The organism is Bacillus sp. N5-665, assembly GCF_022637375.2.
Classification (GTDB): Bacteria; Bacillota; Bacilli; order Bacillales; family Bacillaceae_G; genus Bacillus_A; species Bacillus_A wiedmannii.
On record NZ_CP093325.1, the window covers coordinates 4635837 to 4655039 of the forward strand.

Annotated in this window: 12 protein-coding genes; 4 read left to right on the forward strand and 8 right to left on the reverse strand. The window is 35.2% G+C overall.

Annotated features, from left to right (window positions below):
• Positions 1-33: 33 nt before the first annotated feature.
• On the reverse strand, positions 34-2685 hold the full coding sequence (locus MNO09_RS26455) for an S-layer homology domain-containing protein (protein WP_070168442.1): 2652 nt from the start codon (positions 2683-2685) through the stop codon (positions 34-36).
• Between the two features lie 540 nt (positions 2686-3225).
• Entirely contained in the window at positions 3226-5076 is a 1851-nt protein-coding gene (locus MNO09_RS26460) for an S-layer homology domain-containing protein (RefSeq protein ID WP_000714569.1), read from the reverse strand.
• 263 nt (positions 5077-5339) lie between these two features.
• Between MNO09_RS26460 and MNO09_RS26465 the strand changes: the two genes are divergently transcribed.
• Complete coding sequence (locus MNO09_RS26465; protein WP_001137780.1) at positions 5340-6773, forward strand: glycosyltransferase family 39 protein; 1434 nt, start codon at positions 5340-5342, stop codon at positions 6771-6773.
• Positions 6774-6785: 12 nt separating this feature from the next.
• Here the strand turns inward: MNO09_RS26465 and csaB are convergent, their stop codons facing one another.
• Together csaB and MNO09_RS26475 are read right to left on the reverse strand one after the other, a co-directional pair.
• Complete coding sequence (gene csaB, locus MNO09_RS26470; protein ID WP_001241588.1) at positions 6786-7874, reverse strand: polysaccharide pyruvyl transferase CsaB; 1089 nt, start codon at positions 7872-7874, stop codon at positions 6786-6788.
• A 127-nt stretch (positions 7875-8001) separates the two neighbouring features.
• Complete coding sequence (locus MNO09_RS26475; RefSeq protein WP_001034593.1) at positions 8002-9522, reverse strand: putative polysaccharide biosynthesis protein; 1521 nt, start codon at positions 9520-9522, stop codon at positions 8002-8004.
• Positions 9523-9772: 250 nt separating this feature from the next.
• On the opposite strand from MNO09_RS26475, the gene secA2 reads away from it, so the two are divergent.
• Complete coding sequence (gene secA2 / locus MNO09_RS26480) at positions 9773-12136, forward strand: accessory Sec system translocase SecA2 (RefSeq protein WP_000935167.1); 2364 nt, start codon at positions 9773-9775, stop codon at positions 12134-12136.
• Positions 12137-12149: 13 nt separating this feature from the next.
• Positions 12150-13028: an accessory Sec system S-layer assembly protein gene (locus MNO09_RS26485; protein WP_000948202.1), complete on the forward strand. Its 879-nt coding sequence runs from the start codon at positions 12150-12152 to the stop codon at positions 13026-13028.
• A gap of 83 nt (positions 13029-13111) precedes the next feature.
• Here the strand turns inward: MNO09_RS26485 and MNO09_RS26490 are convergent, their stop codons facing one another.
• Both MNO09_RS26490 and MNO09_RS26495 read right to left on the reverse strand, forming a co-directional pair.
• Entirely contained in the window at positions 13112-13471 is a 360-nt protein-coding gene (locus MNO09_RS26490) for a hypothetical protein (RefSeq protein WP_140399260.1), read from the reverse strand.
• A 218-nt stretch (positions 13472-13689) separates the two neighbouring features.
• Positions 13690-15204, reverse strand: coding sequence for a SulP family inorganic anion transporter (locus tag MNO09_RS26495; RefSeq protein WP_098656193.1), 1515 nt, complete (start codon positions 15202-15204; stop codon positions 13690-13692).
• A 152-nt stretch (positions 15205-15356) separates the two neighbouring features.
• On the opposite strand from MNO09_RS26495, the gene MNO09_RS26500 reads away from it, so the two are divergent.
• Positions 15357-15821, forward strand: coding sequence for a hypothetical protein (locus MNO09_RS26500; protein ID WP_088057384.1), 465 nt, complete (start codon positions 15357-15359; stop codon positions 15819-15821).
• Between the two features lie 27 nt (positions 15822-15848).
• Here MNO09_RS26500 and MNO09_RS26505 read toward each other — a convergent pair whose 3' ends face one another.
• Both MNO09_RS26505 and MNO09_RS26510 read right to left on the reverse strand, forming a co-directional pair.
• Positions 15849-17405, reverse strand: coding sequence for a fatty acid--CoA ligase (locus MNO09_RS26505; protein WP_070168436.1), 1557 nt, complete (start codon positions 17403-17405; stop codon positions 15849-15851).
• Positions 17406-17610: 205 nt separating this feature from the next.
• Positions 17611-19101, reverse strand: coding sequence for a coproporphyrinogen III oxidase (locus tag MNO09_RS26510; protein ID WP_002007015.1), 1491 nt, complete (start codon positions 19099-19101; stop codon positions 17611-17613).
• Between the last annotated feature and the right edge of the window lie 102 nt (positions 19102-19203).

The following is a 19203-nucleotide window of genomic DNA, read 5'->3' on the forward strand; positions in this document are numbered from 1 at the left end:
GTTTTTCGTCAATAACAGATATACTATCTATTATTATTTTTGAACAATAGCAGTTGATGCAGTTACGTTACCAAGTGATAACTTGTTACCTGCAGCATCTGTAATGTTGATTTCTTGGTTATATGCACCTTTTGGTACTACGCTAATTGTTGCAGCTTGAGCAACGTTTAGCTCTTTTTCAGTTGTTAAGTAAACAACGTTTTTCTCTTTTTCGCCGCCATGCTTAATACCTTTAACTGCTGTATTGTTTCCATTTACAACAACTTTTAAGTCATTGATAAATTGAGCGTCATCTGCAGCGAACTCTTTAACGTTCTCATCAAATGTAACTTTGATTGTATTTGAAACTTCAGCTTCATTTGTAGCTTTCACATAAACAGCGCTAGCTAATTTTGGAGCTGTGTTATCAGCGAAGTTGATTAATTTTTCAACTGGAGCTTTTGTTTGAGCGTTAGCTACTACTTTGCTTCCAGAAGCAGTTAATACGTTTGTGCTAATTGTAAATTTAGCATCTTGAGCTTTTGCGAAATAATTTTTAGGTAAAGAAATCTTAACGATTTGTTTGCTACCAACGAACTCTGCAGTTGTACCTGCTGGTAATGCTTTACCGTCAATTTTGTAGTTCTCTACATCTTTCGCGTTACCGCTCATGTCTTGACCGTAATTTACAGTGATTACATCGCCTTCGATTGAAATAATGTCAGCATTTTTTTCTACTACAGGTGTTACGATACCTGTTTTACCAACAGTTGTAATAAATGCTTCGTTGCTATTTGTGTTTACAGAATAAGAAGCTAACTCCTCATTTTTAGCAAACTTAATAGCACCAGCTTTTAATTCTACTGTGTAAGAATCATCTTTTAATTCAACGTTATTCTTAGGAGTAACTTTTAATACGTCACCTTCAGCTACGAAAGCAGATGGTACAACTACCCCGCCTTTGTCACGTACTACGATTTGATTAGCGTCATTCACAGCAATTTTACCGTTGAATTTAACTAGTAAGTTATTACCGTCAATTTTATTTAAGCTATCAGTAGATACTTTTGGTGTAGCAGTATCTTCAGTTAAAGAAACATTCATATCAACTGGTTTACCAAGTAAGTTTACAGTATCTTTGAAGTTTTTAAGGTTAACACTTAAGTCAACGTTCTTTTCACCGCTTGCATATAATGGGTTACGAGCATCCTTTGTATCTTCTTTAATAGAAACGATGTATGAAGTTGCATCTTGTGGATCAATTGTAAATTGTACTAAACCGTTACCACCTACAGTATCATATGCTGCCGTTGGGAACGTGTAGTTACCTTTTTTCACAGTTACTTCAGGGTGTTGGCTTAATGGCTCAGAGAATGTAACTTTGAAAGAACGGTTGTTAATAGCTTTAACTGATTTCACTTCTGGTGCTGTTGTATCAGAAGATACAGTGTATTTTGTTGTTAAGATTGAAGACGTATTAGGGTTCTTTGCTAATGTATCTTTCGCATCGTATACAACTACTTCATGATCACCTTTACCGAAGATACCGTCTTTCCCTGTAACTACATCAGTTGTTAGAGTGTATACACCTGGAGTTTTACTTGCAGTTTTTGCTTCTGTAAGCTCAACACCATCAATTTTAACTTTTGCATCTGTTGTCACTGGTTTGTTAAATGTTAATTCAACTGTTTTACCAATAACGCGTGCACCTAATAATTCTGGAGCTACTGAGTCAGAGAATGTCTTTTCTGAATCAAGATATTTTTCTACAGGTTTTAAGTCTGCACCTAATACGCCTGTAGTTGAATGTACTGCATATTTGTCAGAGTTAGCAAATGCTTTGCCAGCTACTAATTTGAAAGTTACGCTCTTACCGTCTTTTGAAAGAACACCTTTTTTACCAGCTTCACCTTCAAAATCAGCAGCTGTTAAATCAGAGCCATTTTGTTTGAAAATGTAGTTACCTTCGTTAACCGCAGATTCTTCATTTACTGGTTTTGTGAATGTAACTTTAATTTCTTGAGCGTTGATTGCACTTACAGATTCAACTTTAGCATCTGTTTTTACTTTCGGGCTATATGTCATCGCATTGTAGATGAACTGAGCAGCTTGCTCACGAGTTACAACACCGTTTGGATTGTATTTGCCTTCACCTTCACCAGATACGATACCTAGGCTTGCAAGAGTCTCGATTGAAGATTTTGCAGTTGCCCAAGATAAACCGTCGATGTCACTGAAAGTTTGTTTATTTTCTTCATCAGCTTTGAAACCGTATGCGTTAACAAGAAGCTGTGCCATTTGTGCACGAGTTAACTTTTCTTTTGGACCGAATTTATTGTCGCCTAAACCAGCCATGATTTTGTTAGATTCAGCAGCTGAAACGTATTTAGCATACCATTCGTTTGCATCTACATCTGTAAATGGAGTTTTTGTTGAACCAGCTTCAATACCTTTCGCTTTTACCATGAAAGTAGCTACTTCAGCACGAGTTACATCGTCACCAAATCCGAATATACCATTACCTGTACCTACGATAATACCTTGTGCAGCCATAGCGTTGATCGCTTTTGCAGACCAATGTTCTTTAGGAACATCTTTAAACGCGCCCTCTTCTGCAGATGCAGCAACTGGAGCTACTACGCCAGCCACCATTGCAGCTGTCATTGTACCAGCCATTAATTTGTTAAAAGACTTATTTTTTGCCATTGATTTATTTCCTCCTTGAGAAATATAATACTAGCTTTAGAAATATGTATTTGAAAAACTAGTGATTTACTAAATTCATATATTAATTTACAAACACTTTTTGAAGAATAGTAATTTATTAGCCATAATAAATACTATCTTTTTCCAAAAAGTTAAACCATGTATATAATACGTCATAATTCTTTTTTTTAAAAGATTTTTTTATCGCGCAATTCGACAAATTTATAATCTTTGTCGAATTATATATTTATCAACTTTTCTAATATGTAAACGTATATACATCGCTTGTATTTAATATACAAATAGCATTATAGCACATAATATAAATGAAATGACAATTTACACTTTTTAAAATTATCGACACTCTTCGACAAGAATACGCTTTATTTCTGTTATTTTGTCGAATTATTTGTTATAATTTTCTATAAAGTGGTATTATTTTCATATAAATGTTATTAAATAACATACAGCACACTCATGTATTTTTTTCGACAAACAAAAAGACTGATCCTCTAGGTGATCAGTCTTTTTGTTTTTTCTTTATTGGTGTTTTACGTACTCTACATTTTCTTTTGCCACATATGCTTCATTTACAGCAGGGTCATCAGAAATGATTTTAACCCATGCTTGTCCATTTATCGTTTCTTCGCCTGTAACCGTAACAACTTTATTTGCCGCTAAGTTATACAGTCGTTCATTCGACGTACGAGGATCTTTTTTCGCTTCCACCTTATTCGTTACACGTGCAAGCTTATATTTGTTGTACTCTTTTTTACCTAAGTACGAATCAAAACGGAACATATGACCTGCTACTTTTTTACCCCAGTTTGCATCAGATGCATATTTCATATTTAAACCGCCAGCTTTATCACCTGTATATGTTGCCGTATAGCGCCAATGTCCTGGATTTAAATATCCTTCACTCATATATACTTTTGCAGCATGTTCAATACAATCTTCTTTTGAATTAAATGCTAGACCGTTACCAAACGGACTATTATCTGTTGCATTTAAACCAAATAAATTATTTTTATCTCTTGCAAGATCGCTTGTTCCATATAAACTTTCATGAACAGCTAATGAATATAAGAATAATGCATTTACATTATACTTACTTTCTACTTCTTTAAATTTCTTCCCTAAACCGATTAGTGGCGAATCTGGTTTTACTGATTTTACATAACTATCTAATTGTTCTGCCGTGTACTCTGTTTTCGTACGTAGTGATAGATAATTAAAATATTGATAGAATGTTTCATTTCCGAATGTTTTTCCATCTACACTATACATTGATTGCCCTTGCTTCATGAACGAAGGGGCTGCGCCAAATCTATATTCTGTATATCCAGGTGAACTTGTATTATACGTGAAATATCTGTGATATAAATATCCATCTGATTTTACGTAATAGGATGACTTCTTCATTTCATTTTCAGGAATTAAAGTAACTTCATTTTTCTTTACATAACCTGTTAGGTCAGAGAGTTGCACTTTCACACGATCTTCTCCAACTTCTAACACTTTAAATTCTGTTCCATACTGAATGTATGTATATACTGTTTCTAAATTATCACCGTACACATTAATTGTATTTCCAGGAGTTTGCTTCGCACTTGCAAAGCCATCTTTAATCCATACGTATTCATTTTCATACTTCACTGCATTGATGCCTTTATTTTGTGCAGCTGTAACAGCTTCTTTATATGTAGTGTAACGCTCTACTACTTTCCCTGCATCATTTAACAACACATAATTCTTTGTTTCTACTGGAGTTTCTCCACCGTTGTTACCAATTTTACCAAGCATTAAGTTTAGCATCGCCGAAGCCATACCTCTTGTCGCTGATAAGTGTGGTCTAAACGTATTATCTTCTGGATAGCCTTTAATAATCCCCGTTGCTACCATAACTTGTACATGTTCTTTATAGTTAATACGATTCGTATCAGCAAATGTAAGCGGACTTACAGTTACGTTAATCTTTTTATAATCTAGCGCCTGCTTTACCATTACGGCCATTTCTTCACGTGTAATCACATCATTTGGTGCAAAAGTCTCAGGACTACGCCCTTTAATAATTCCTGCTCCGAATGCTCTACTTACACCGTCATATAATCCGTATGTTTTTGGCACATCATTAAAATTCGAATCTGCTTGCGGAAGTTGTAACGCTTTCGCTACTAATGTAGCAAACTCTGCTCTCGTTATCTCTTTGTCAGGTAAATATACATTATTTCCATACCCTGACATGATCCCTTTATTAATAAGAGTACGCATATGCTGCTCAAATAGATGACCTGTAATATCATCACTCGCCGCATAACTTGAAATAGGAGTTAAAAGCAATGACCCCGTTAACGCAACTGCTGTAATACCTTTTGAAAATTTCTTCACGGTTATGTAATCCTCCTCGTAATCTACGAATTTATCATTCCAACACCGATTATATACTAATTATATAAACATGATAAACAAAAATTAACATACAGCCTTTTTAAAATAAATATTTTATTATATTAAAATATTATATATCCTACTAATCTTCCTATGTACTCCATTCCTTTTACAACCTTGAAATCCTTTATGATATAATGACGTAGTTATTTCTGTTTATATAGAAATAACTACAAAGATATTACATACGACGGAGGATCATTATGCCTAGATTATATGCATTTGCATTTAAATCACTGCAAATATTAACATTGTTATTTTTTGCAATGACTCTTATATACTCATTGCAATTTTTAATAACTGAACCGAAGTACGATCATCCCTATTTCCTTATAGTGGCACTTATAGTCGTTCTAATCGGTATTATATTCATGTCTATCATCGTGAATCGATTTTTCACTCAAACACAATTTATCATCTTTATTTGTCTACTAGCGTTCACACTTCGTCTTGCATGGGTGTTAACAGTTCAAACAAATGTCATACAAGATTTCGAACAAATGTATAACGGAGCCGTTGATGCAGCAAATAACAATTTCTCATTCGCGGACAAAGCATATTTTACTACTTGGGTATATCAATTAGGCTTTACAATGTACCAAGCTGGTGTCATCAAATTGTTTGGCGAAGGTGTACTAGCGATTAAATTATTAAATATACTGTACTGCACTGGCATTACGTACTTTATATATCGCCTAGCTACGCATCTATTTAACGAATTTAGCGGTAGAGTTGCCGCACTTATTTTCGCAACGTACATTCCTAACATTATGATGACTTCTGTACTAACAAATCAGCATCTCGCAACATTTCTATTCTATGCTGGTTTTTATCTTCTCGTAAAAAAAGGAATCTCGCATTCATATGCGTGGATATTTGTTAGTATTCTTATTGCATTTGGCGATATTATGAGACCGATTGGTATTGTTATTTTACTAGCTCTCATTCTTTTCTTAGTGATCGCTCATATAATTTGTGATCAAAAATTGAATAAAAAAATGGTTGTATCGAAGCTAATTGGCATGATTGGCATTTATTATATCGTACATTTCATCTTTAGCTATACATTAATCTCTACAGGGGTTACACAATATCCATTGTCTAGTCGAGACCCTTATTGGAAATTTGTAGTCGGATTCAATCCTGAAACAACAGGTGGATTTTCTTTCCCTGACCATAAACTTGTTTTTCAATATCCGATTGGCGAGGAACGTTTCGAAATTGAAAAACAGCTCATTAAAGAAAGAACTGCCGATAAAGGACAACTATTATTGTTATTCAAAGATAAATTTAAAGTTATGTGGGGAGATTATGACGCAGCCATTTATTGGGGATTAGAAGGACATCCAAGACCCGAATTATCAAGATTACTGTGGACGTTAGAAAAATTATGTTACGTAAGCATTTGCATATTCGCTTGCATAGCTTCTATCAAAACGATAAAAGAACAACGAAATAAAACGTTACTGTTCTTCTCATTATTAATTTTAGGTTACGCAGGCGTACACATCTTCATTGAAATTCAATCGCGCTATCGCTACTTTATCATCCCGACATTTATGATTATACAAAGTTACGGTGTCTATCTCATTACACAATATATAAAAGAAAGATTTCAACGTAAAGAAATACACTAACAAAAAAACACTCTACTTTTTCTGTAGAGTGTTTTTTTCTATATGATAAATAATTTTCTTGGCCGCTTGTTCTCCTTGCAATTGCAGCTCATCTACTCTTCTTTGCAGGGATTGCTGTATCTCTTCATGCTGCGTCACTTGCTTCTTCGCAATTTTATATAAATCTTCTGCACTCCAGTCTCCATCCACACTTCCTATAACCGGTTGATTCACTTGTCTTAAAAATGAATCGATTTTTGGATCGTATGAAATTCCAACCATCGGTGTTTTCGCGACAGCCGAAAAAATAAGAGCGTGAAGACGCATACCAATTAAAAGGGTACATTCTGATAAAATAGATATTTTCTCATCAATATCCATTTTATATGGAAGCATATACGTCTCTTCTCCCATTAAATCCACTACATCACGCGAAGCATTTTGATCAAACGGACCATGCATCGGGACGAATAAAATTTGGTACCCTTCTTGCTTTAATTTTTTTAAAGCAATCGCTAACTTTTTTATATAATCTTCTTTTGCATTCCAGTGACGCACACTCACTGCAATTATTTTCCCATGCAGAGAATGTTTTTGTAGCCAATCTGATTGTTTTTTTCGTTTCCATGTTAAAACTGGATCTGGAACAAGTTCAATATCCCTTTTCATGCCAAGTTCTTTTAAGTATAAAAATGAATCCTCATCTCGAACTGATATATATGCCGCTTTCGACAAATGCCATTTCACTAATAGTCGATTATGCCTTTTTGTAATCGGACCTATTCCTTGTGAATAAATGTAATACGGTTTTTTTAACATACGAGCAAACCCCATAATACCCGTATAATATAAAATACTTTTTACACTCGTTTTATCTTGGAGGAGGCTCCCTCCGCCACTAATAAGTCCGTCACTTTTTTTAATTGCATCATAAACCGATTTGATACTCCAACGATCCACCGCTTCTACTCCGTACATTTTCCTTGTATAGTCAGGGTCATTTGACAGCACAACGAGTTCAATATTCGGATTCTCTTTATGTAACGATTCAATAATCGATTGTAGAATAGCTTCGTCTCCAACGTTATAAAAACCATAATATCCTGATAAAACTAACCGCACTCTTAATCTCCTCCAACATTTGGTAACCAATTATTTCATCCATCATTGGCACCAACTCCTTACCTAAAAAAGCATCATCACAATAAGCCCGTCCGAATTCCAATCCTTACATTTTGTAGTTCTATATTTATTTTTTCAAAAATGGTATTTGTTTTTTTGATATCCAGTTTAATTTCACAGCACATAACGCATACAAAATTATTGCAATAGCAAGTGCTACACCACTATATAATAACGCAATAATTCTTGAAGATGTAACATCTATTATAGTAGATAGTTCATATAGTCCTAATCCTAAAATACAAGATACACCTATTACAATAAAAAATCTTCCTATATGAACAGAATAGGAAAGATATTTTCGAATGTACAGATGATTTACGATACAGATTAACACATATATAATCAATGTACTATACGCCGCTCCATCTATGCCAAACTTTTTTGTTAATACTATGTTTAATAAACATTTCACAAAACTTGCGCCAATAACAATCCACGCAGCTTGGGCAGAGCGGTTAATTCCTTGTAAAACTCCTATTGATAATACCATAACCGATGTGAAATACGAACTACCAATCATAACAGCTAACATACTGCTTCCTTTCGCATCTGTAAACAATCCCACATTTAACGGAACCGTTAATGCAATTAACCATATTGTTAACGGGGCTGTTAGCACATGCATAAGTGAGTTCGTATTTTGAACTGTCGTTTTTGCTAAATTCATATCTTTTTTTGCTAGTGCAGACGTTAATAATGGTATTAATGGAAATACAATTGCGCTTGCGAAAACAACGATTAATTGTGTAAATGCAGAACCGCGGCTATATATACCAAATTGCGCTTGAATTTCGGCTGACGATCCTTGCAGCACGTGCGGCACTGTTAGCGAATCCACCAAATTTAAAAGCGGCATAGATAAAGCTCCAATAGCAATCGGAATAGATACTTGCAATATTTTCTTTCCATCTTTTTTCAAATCTTGTAGTAAATACGAGTTGCTCTTATATCGGTATGAACTTTTATTGTACGTCATACGTAAATATATAAGTGAACTTATTACCCCAAGAAAAGATCCAACCATTGCCCCACTAGTAATGATAGCACTACTTTCATTCCAATATACTAATATATAAGCGATGATTAACATAAAAAATACTCGTACAAATTGCTCAATGACTTGCGATATCCCCGTCGGTTTCATATCACCGAATCCTTGAAAATACCCACGATAAACCGCCATATATGGTGCAACGAGTAAGGCCAATGACGTAACCAGTAAGGGCACCCTCGTTTCTTGTCCACCAAGCATACTTGCAATTTCAGTAGAAAATAACACGATCACTAAACATCCGAATATTCCAAATGCCATCCCTATAATCGATGCCGATTTAAATAATTTCGCAATTTCTTTATGCTTATTTTTTTCATTCAACTCTGCAATCAACTTTGAAATTGCCAATGGGACACCAGCTACTGATAAGGTAAGGGCAATCATATATACAGGAAACACGAGGCGAAAAATACCAAGCACTTCATCTCCTGCAATATTTTGCAATGGAATTTGAAAGAAACTTCCAAGCAATTTCGACAAAAAAGTTGTAATTGTTAAAATTGCTGCACCTTTTACAAACTTCTTATTCATGTTCCTTCTCTTTTCTTTTATACATATATTCTCAAACGAATTATTACTAAATATAGAGACTGCTTTCATCTCATTAAATTATCATACCAAATTTCTTATATATTGAATACTTTCTTTTTTGTAGCAAAATGAAAGTATACTTACTCAAAAAACGAGTTCGCTCAAACTTCCTACCACTTTCCATTTCTACTTTTTTCTAGTATAACTATACTATAATGTATCTATTGTCAGTAAGAGGAGTGTTACAAGAATGCTGAATTCGGTCAAGAAGTTATTGGGAGATTCACAAAAAAGAAAGATTAAAAATTATGAACAACTTGTGAATGATATTAATCAATTAGAATCTGTAATGGAAACATTATCAGATGGTGAACTACGCCAAAAAACTGTTACTTTCCAAAGCATGTTACAAAATGGAAAAACAGTTGACGATATAAAAATAGAAGCATTTGCTGTCGTTCGAGAGGCTGCAAAACGAGTACTTGGTCTTCGTCACTACGACGTACAGTTAATCGGTGGCCTTGTATTACTAGAAGGAAACATCGCTGAAATGCCTACAGGAGAAGGAAAAACTCTCGTTTCTTCTTTACCTACTTACGTACGTGCTCTTGAGAAAAAAGGCGTTCACGTTATTACAGTAAATGATTATTTAGCAAAGCGTGATAAGGAATTGATTGGACGAGTTCATGAATTTCTTGGATTAACAGTTGGATTAAATATGGCACAAATGGAATCTATCGATAAAAAACGCGCTTATGAAGCTGATATTACATACGGAATTGGTACTGAATTTGGTTTCGATTATCTTCGTGATAACATGGCATCATCTAAGGCGCAACAAGTACAGCGCCCCTATCACTTTGCTATTATAGATGAGATTGATAGTGTTTTAATTGATGAGGCTAAAACTCCGCTTATTATCGCTGGGAAAAAGTCAAGCAGTTCTGATTTCCATCATTTATGTGCGAAAGTAATGAAATCATTCCAAGACACTCTGCACTACACTTATGATGCGGAAACAAAAGCATGTAATTTTACAGAAGATGGAATTACAAAAATTGAAGAGTTATTTGATATTGATAACTTATATGATCTAGAGCATCAAACTTTATATCATTATATGATTCAAGCATTACGTGCACACGTAGCTTTCCAACTAGACGTTGATTATATTGTCGAAGACGAAAAAATTATGCTTGTTGATATTTTCACAGGACGTATTATGGATGGCCGCTCTTTAAGTGACGGATTGCATCAAGCACTTGAAGCGAAAGAAGGCTTACCGATTACAGATGAGAATCAAACGCAAGCATCTATTACTATTCAAAACTTCTTCCGTATGTATCCAGCCTTATCTGGTATGACAGGTACAGCAAAAACAGAAGAAAAAGAATTTAACCGCGTATACAATATGGAAGTTATCTCAATTCCAACGAATCGTCCTATACTTCGTGAAGATAAAAAAGACGTCGTATATGTAACAGCCGACGCTAAATATAAAGCTGTCTGTGAAGAAGTAATAAATATACATAAAAAAGAACGTCCTATTTTAATTGGTACGATGTCCATCCTTCAATCTGAAACAGTTGCACGTTATTTAGATGAAGTTAATTTAACTTATCAACTATTAAATGCCAAAAGTGCTGAGCAAGAAGCTGATTTAATTGCATTAGCTGGAAAAAAAGGAAAAATTACAATTGCTACAAACATGGCAGGACGCGGAACCGATATTTTGTTAGAAAAAGGCGTTCATGAGCTTGGCGGTTTACATGTAATCGGAACAGAAAGACATGAATCTCGTCGCGTTGATAATCAATTAAAAGGGCGAGCTGGTCGACAAGGTGATCCTGGAAGTTCTCAATTCTTCCTTTCATTAGAAGATGAAATGATGCAACGCTACGCAGGTGAAGATATAGAGAAGCTAAAAAAACCACTTAAAACTGATGAAAACGGTTTAATTCTAAATACTAAAATTTATGATTTAATTAACCGTACACAATTAATTTGTGAGGGTAGTCATTTTTCAATGCGTGAATACAACTTGAAATTAGATGATGTTATTAACGACCAACGTAATGTAGTTTACAAACTTCGTAATAACCTTTTAAACGAAGAAATAAATATGATAGAGATTGTCATTCCAATGATCAAAAATACAATAACTGTTATTGCTAAAGATCATTTATTAGAAGGCATGCTTCCTGAAGAATGGGATTTCACTAGACTAGTAGAAGCTTTAAAAGAAGTTTTATCTACCGAAGAAATTCCAGCCTTATCTGCTAATAACGTTCATTCTGCTGAGGACTTACAAGAGCTATTAAAAGATACTCTTACAAGTTATATAGAGCGTGTTAACAATTTAGAAAGTAATGAAGATGCACAACAAGTATTACGTCAAATTAGCTTGCACTTCCTTGATTCTGGTTGGACAAACCATTTAAGTGCAATGCAGCATTTAAAAGAAGGTATTGGCTTAAGACAATACCAACAAGAGGATCCGGCACGCCTTTATCAAAAAGAAGGTTTTGAAATCTTTTTACACACATTTAGCCATTTTGAAAAAGAGGTTGCTTTATATTTAGCAAGATATATAACTGTTCCACAAAATATATAATGAGGTGAATTGCATGCTATCATTTTTAAAGAAGGCAAGAAAAAAAGGTAGAGACTCCGTAATTTCTGGTTCTCAATTATTAGGAACCGAAGAAAACAGCAATCATACAAAAAACGTAAAACCTAACTTATACTTCCATCCATCTTGGAATGAGGTTTCACAAGAACAGAAGTATATTTATCAATTTTTACATAAATCTTTACCTACCTTACAAGAAAATCAAATTTCGCTAGCTGGCATTGAAAGTAAAAAATATGAAAATGCTTATTATATTACTACATTCATTCGTAGTAGTGTAAAGCATCCAATTCAATTTGAAACTCTTACTCTATCTTTATTAAATAAAAATGGAGAAACATGTGCACGCCAAGCATTTGATTTATCACACTTAGAAGAAATTCCATCCAATGTAAATATGCCTTGGACTTTCATCTTTGAAGAAAATTCAATTACGGAAGCAACGCTATCAACTGAAGACTGGCAACTAGTATTTGAATTACAAGGAAAACATTCATTAGATCTAGATCCTATATGGCAAGAAAAGCTACCTGAAAGTGCAATAATGAAATTACAAGAAATTGTTGCTAACTTAAATCCACCTGAAGAAGATGAAATTAACTTTCTAGGGCTAAACGCTGTTGTAGAAGAAAACGGAGATTTGAATGCAACTATTTTAATTCGTAATGGCTATAACAAAAATATAACCCTTGAGCAACTTCCATTGCATATTTCAGATCGCTCTGAATCTACCGTTGCGGAAAAAATATTTGTATTAAATGATTTTCAAATTAAGGCCAATTCTACGAAACCTTGGACCTTTACATTCCCTGCTGACTCAGTATCAAAAGAGCCAATCGATTTATCTAAATGGAAAGCGTTTATTCCGCAATAACCTTCATTACTCGCTAATCGAGTAATGAAAAACACGTCGTATCCGTTTATGAATACGACGTGTTTTCTTATGTAAAAATTCAACTACAAACGTTCAATACGATACGCTGCTTCCAACTTACAAAAATCATCTATATTATTTACTTCGTGATCTTTTAAAATTTTTAATTGCTCTTCAGTCGGCTCTTCATTAATAAGCTCGTTAATTTTCTCATTCACTTTTACTGCTAGCTCTTGATGGAAATCTGGATGTTCTTTCAACTTGTCATCTACTTTATTAATCCAAGTTGATTTTGTATATAAATATTGTTTCCACTGTTCAACAAATTGTTGTATGTCAAACTTTTCTTCGTTCCATTCAATTTCCTTCATATACTTCTCAAAAGAAGCAACGATTGAACGTGTAATCCCGACTTTTACTCCATGTGGTAACTGTTTGTACATCAAATATTCCCTCCAGCTTAAAGCGATTTCTTTTCAGTGTAAAGAAATCTTAAAATTCTTACACTTATTACCATAGCATACTGCCAATCTAAAATGTTACTATACTGCTAAGTGTATCAATTGTCAACAGACGTATAATATCTGGATATTCAAATTCAATACATACATATGCGAATAATCAGAAACCCTCACATTTTATCACATGAGGGTTCTTATCTCTAACTTGTTTTTGCCTTTAAGAATTGTAATTGTTCCCTCTGCTCATTACTTGCCATCGTCACGATTATTTGTTCAATACTCGGATGCAATTGCTCAAGTGTCACACTCGCGCCCACTTTATCCAATTGCTCAACAAAGTTTAACAATGCCATCGCTCCTGATACATCCATATAGCGCACATCTTTCATACGTAAAACAACTGGAGACTTTACGTCTTGTAAAGTCTGAAAAACACGATCCACTGTTAGGAAAGAAAGTGGACCTTTAATTTTATACGTCGCTTCCTTTTCTTTTACAATAGAAGCTTTACGTTCTTTACATTTCACCATGTATATAATGAACGAAAGAATAATACCGAACGCAACAGCGATCATTAAATCAAACTTCACTGTGACAACCATCGTTACAAGCATAACAATGACATCACCTTTTGGTGCTACATGCATTTTCTTCATACTTTCCCAATCAAACATGCCAATACCAGTTAAAATTAAAATACCTGATAATACAGCAAGTGGAATGTATTGTACGACCGAGCCAAGTCCCATAATGAAAATAAATAATATTACGCTATGCATAGATGCTGAAAGCGCCGTTTTACCGCCACTTCTTATATTCACGATAGATCGTACAGTCGCCCCTGCCCCTGCTAATCCGCCAAACAACCCGCTCATCATATTACCGATACCTTGTCCGACCAGTTCTTTATTACTTTTATGACGTGTACCCGTCACATTATCCATTACAACCGATGTTAACAACGAGTCAATCGATCCTAATAAAGCAATACTAAGCGCTGGTAAAATAAGTTCTGCCATCCCTGTTCCACTTAAAGATGGAATATGAAGCGTCGGCATCGCTTCTGGAATCGTCCCAATCTTCTCAATCACCTTATTTAATGACAAGTTTCCGATAATCGGTAACTTCACTGTAAGCCCCTCTAACGCCGAAGAAAATAAAGGAAGCATAGCCGTTACACCGACTAATGCAACTAAACTAGATGGAATGGCTTTAATCCATTTTCCAGAAACAATCATTACAATAATCGTTAATACTACGAGTAGAAAACTATTTTGCACATGCTTTATTTCACCTAAAATAATAATTAATGCGATACCGTTCATAAATCCTGAAACGACAGGATACGGAATATATCGAACGTAAGATCCAAGCTTACATACACCGAATAAAATTTGAAACAGTCCCGCCATCATAAACGCTATAAAACTCGCCTCTAACCCGTGCGTTGCAATAACTCCTGTTGCAATAACCGTAATCGGTCCAGTTGGCCCGGTAACCTGCCCCGGTGTACCACCAAATAACGCCGCAAATAAACCTGCAAAAATCGCACCATACAATCCGACTAGTGCTCCTTCAGACGTTCCGGTTGCAGCAATACCAAATGCAATGGCAAGTGGCAACGCAACAATCGCAACAGTAAAACCTGCTAAACATTCCTTTGCTATTTTTTGAAACATATAAATAACCACCTTCACATTAAGTCCACGTTCCATTGTACACCTAAAAGAATACATTCGTTAGTCCACTTTTTACAGTATCGTGACGTAAACGTATTCAATTGTAAACTCACGCCGCATCTTTGGAAACCATTGTAACTGTGCTATAATAGATAAATTAAATCTTTTATTATATATTTGGAGGCACTATGCTAACTTTTGAAGAAAAATTATCGATTATTGAATCTTTCCCTGAATTAGAAAGAAAGAACGTATCATTAAAACGCGTGAACTTTCACTTTGAAGAAAGTCGTTTAGATAAAAAGAACGTTGTATATCATTTACATCCAAATGGAAACGGATTTGTATATGCAAATGGTATTAAAGGTTATAAAACGGATGATAAAGGTATGATTAACATCCGCGAATTTTCAGCAGATGAATTACGCTCAGTAATTGAGCAATCAATTGAACTATTATCACAAGAAGAAATCGTAGTTCCTGCAGAACCTGCGAAAGAAGAAGAGTGGCATAACGAAGACGGCCATATCCTTACTCTTATTTCAGAGGATGATATGTGGAACGTGTACGCTGGTGTAAACTTAGACGGTACATTCAACTCTTATCCAGAAGCTGCGGAATACCTTGATGAAGAAGGATTTTCACGTAAATAAAAATAGAAAGTGGGTATCCCCCACTTTCTATTTTTTTGCTCCTTTTAAAGACTCTCTAAGCACAAACTTCTGTAATTTTCCACTCGCATTACGAGGCAGTTCATCCACAAATAAGTAATGACGTGGACGTTTATAATCTGCTAATTCATCACTTTCTTTACAATATATTTCCAAATCTTCTTCTGTAATCGCTTCATCTTTCTTTACAACAACAGCCACAACACGTTCTCCCCATAATTCATCTGGCTCACCAAGCACCGCAACATCTAATACACCAGGATGACTATGAAGGAAATCTTCAATTTCACGTGGATAAATATTAACGCCTCCGCTAATTACCATATCATCCACACGATCTGCGACGAATAAATAGCCATCTTTATCAAAGTAACCTAAATCACCAGAGTGATACCATCCTTTATACATCGATTTGGCATTTGCTTCTTCTCGGTTATGATAACCAGCCATCATAGTTGGGCCGCGCAAAATAATCTCTCCAACTTCATAAGGAGGCAATACATCATCTGGCTCTGCTGGTGCATCTTCGTTCGGTTTTACAATGCGAATTTCATGACTAAAGCATGGCGTGCCTGCTGAACCTGCTTTCGTAATTTGATCCTCTTCCACGAGGAACGCAACAACTGGTCCCATTTCTGTCATTCCGTAAATTTGTACAAGATCAATATAAAGACGTTCTTTACATTCCTTCACTAATGCTGGCGCCATCGCCGCTCCGCCATATATACCAATCTTCATCGACGTTAAATCGTACTGTGTTAAATCTTTTTGCAGTAACATATTCCACATCGTCGGTGCTGCAAAAAACGTCGTAATCTTCTCTTCTTGAATCGTATGTAATACTCTATCCGTATCAAAATGATGCAAAATAACATTCTTTCCACCAACTTGAATGCGCGGAATGATTCCAGCATTTAACTCGCCGCAATGATATAAAGGTGCTACAACAAGTCCGGCACTATCTCTATTATATTTTAAGAAATACGTACAAATCATACTATGCTCAGTCATTTCACGATGACGATGCAATACGCCTTTCGGATGACCTGTCGTACCGCTCGTATACAGCATAGAACAATAATCCATTTCATCAATTTCGATATCTACTTTGTCAGAAGATGCCGCATTAACTTTTTCATGGTAAGAACTAGCATAGGAAGGTGTATCGTCTTCTACATACCAAAAAGACGAATTTGGAAAATCTCGTTCAATGATAGCAACAGTTGATTCAACTGCTTTTTCAAAGACTACTACTTTCGAGGCTGCATCTTGAAGGATATAAGATAATTCTTTTGCTTTTAAACGGAAGTTAATCGGGTTAAAGATCGCCCCAATTTTCGCACAAGCTAAGTAAACGTTTACAAATTCACGGCAATTATATAAGTAAACAGATACAGTATCTCCCTTTCTTACCCCTTCTTTCAACAGAGCTTGCGCCGTTTTATTTATTTGCTCATCCCACTGTTTATATGTCCAGCGAATATTTTTTTCCGGCTCTACTAACGCCTCTGTATTCGGATACTTACCAACCGCTAAATCAAATATTCTCCCTATCGTCATGTACATGCCAACAATTTCCCCCTTTTCTCTTTCATAAATCTATCATTTCGTCCATAAGTAGACATTGTCCTCTAATGATTTGACTAATTTTTCTGATTATTATCGACATAGTTTTACAAACAGTGTGGTCTCTTGGTAAATGAAATTATAGCAACTTACTCACAACAATATAAAAAAGAGGCTGTTCCAAATCAGAACAACCTCTTTCTTCTTATACAAATAGCTCTTCTAAAATTTTCAGTTTGTCTTCTGTATATTTTACGAAGCCATCGTTATATGATTTTGGATCTTTCGGATTTGCGAAGTGCGTAATTGCACCTGTCTTCGGATGAACAAATTTACTTGATGCACCACAACCAAGTCCAATAATCGATTGAACTTCTTCCATAATAACAATGTTATAAATACTTTCTTGCGTCGGCATTGCATAACCAACGTTCTCTAAGTTACCTAAAATATTCTTTTGACGATATAGGTAATATGGTACGTAATTATGCTTTTGCGTCCACTCTTCTGCTTCATGCATCATCGCTGTAATTTCTTCGCGACCTGCTACTTTATATTTACGTTTGTTTTGCGTCATTTCAGAAGCACGTTTGAATGATAACGTATGAACTGTTAACGATTCTGGCATTAACTTTTCTGTCTCATCTAACGTGTGCTTGAAAATATCTAACCCTTCACCAGGAAGACCAATAATTAAGTCCATATTAATATTGTTCATTCCCATTTCACGAGCTAAGTGATACTTCTCAATTGTTTCTTCTACAGTATGATGACGCCCAATTGCTTTTAATGTCTCTTGATGGTATGACTGCGGATTAATACTAATACGGTCAATGTTCCATTTATTTAACACTTCTAGCTTCGCTGGCGTAATTGTATCTGGGCGACCTGCCTCAACTGTTACTTCACGCACATTTTTCACATCTGGGAACGCTTCATACATTTCTTCATACAGCATATCCATCTCTTCTGCTGTAATACTTGTCGGTGTACCGCCGCCGTAATAAATCGTCGTAACTGTTACACCTTTTTCTTTTAAAAACTTACCAATTTCACGAACTTCATAATGTAAACCACCTAAGAATGAATCAACAGAGCCTTGGCGTCCGTTAATTGCATAAGCCGGGAATGTACAATATGCACATTTTGTTGGGCAGAATGGAATACCGATATAAATACTTACTTCCTCTTTCAAACGGTATAAATCCGGAACTACCGCTAATTGGCAATCCACAATACGCTGAAGAAGTTCAATTTTCTCTTCATGAATTAAATAGCTTTCACGAAGTTCTTGGTGTGCTTCTTCTTTTGACATACCACTTTGAAGCATTTTATGAAGAAGTTTCGTCGGACGAACTCCTGTTAAAATGCCCCAGCTTTGTTCAAGACCAGTTAACTGCTGAAGAACAGAAAGATATACATAAGAAACAACGTGCTTCACTTGCTTCATACGCTCTTTTTCATCTGTGAAAGCAGATAAATCTTTTGCGAAAGTTTCTTCATACACATTTCCAGTAGCAACATCTGTTAAACGAGCTGATGCTTTCACATTCTCTTCAATGTGTATATCAACGATAAGATTTGCTTCCTCTTGTTCAAATCCAATCGTACTATCTTCAAAAAATAAGCCGCCAATATTTTGCAGCGGACGTAAAAAACGATCATCTTGTAGCGTTTTAATTGAAATTAACAACATTATCACCTTTTCATTTGCAAACTCTCTTTAGTTTACTTGAAGGGCGTTTGCAGGTCAATACAGAAGGTTTTACCTTATTTCTTCTATTTAAAAACTAAAAGG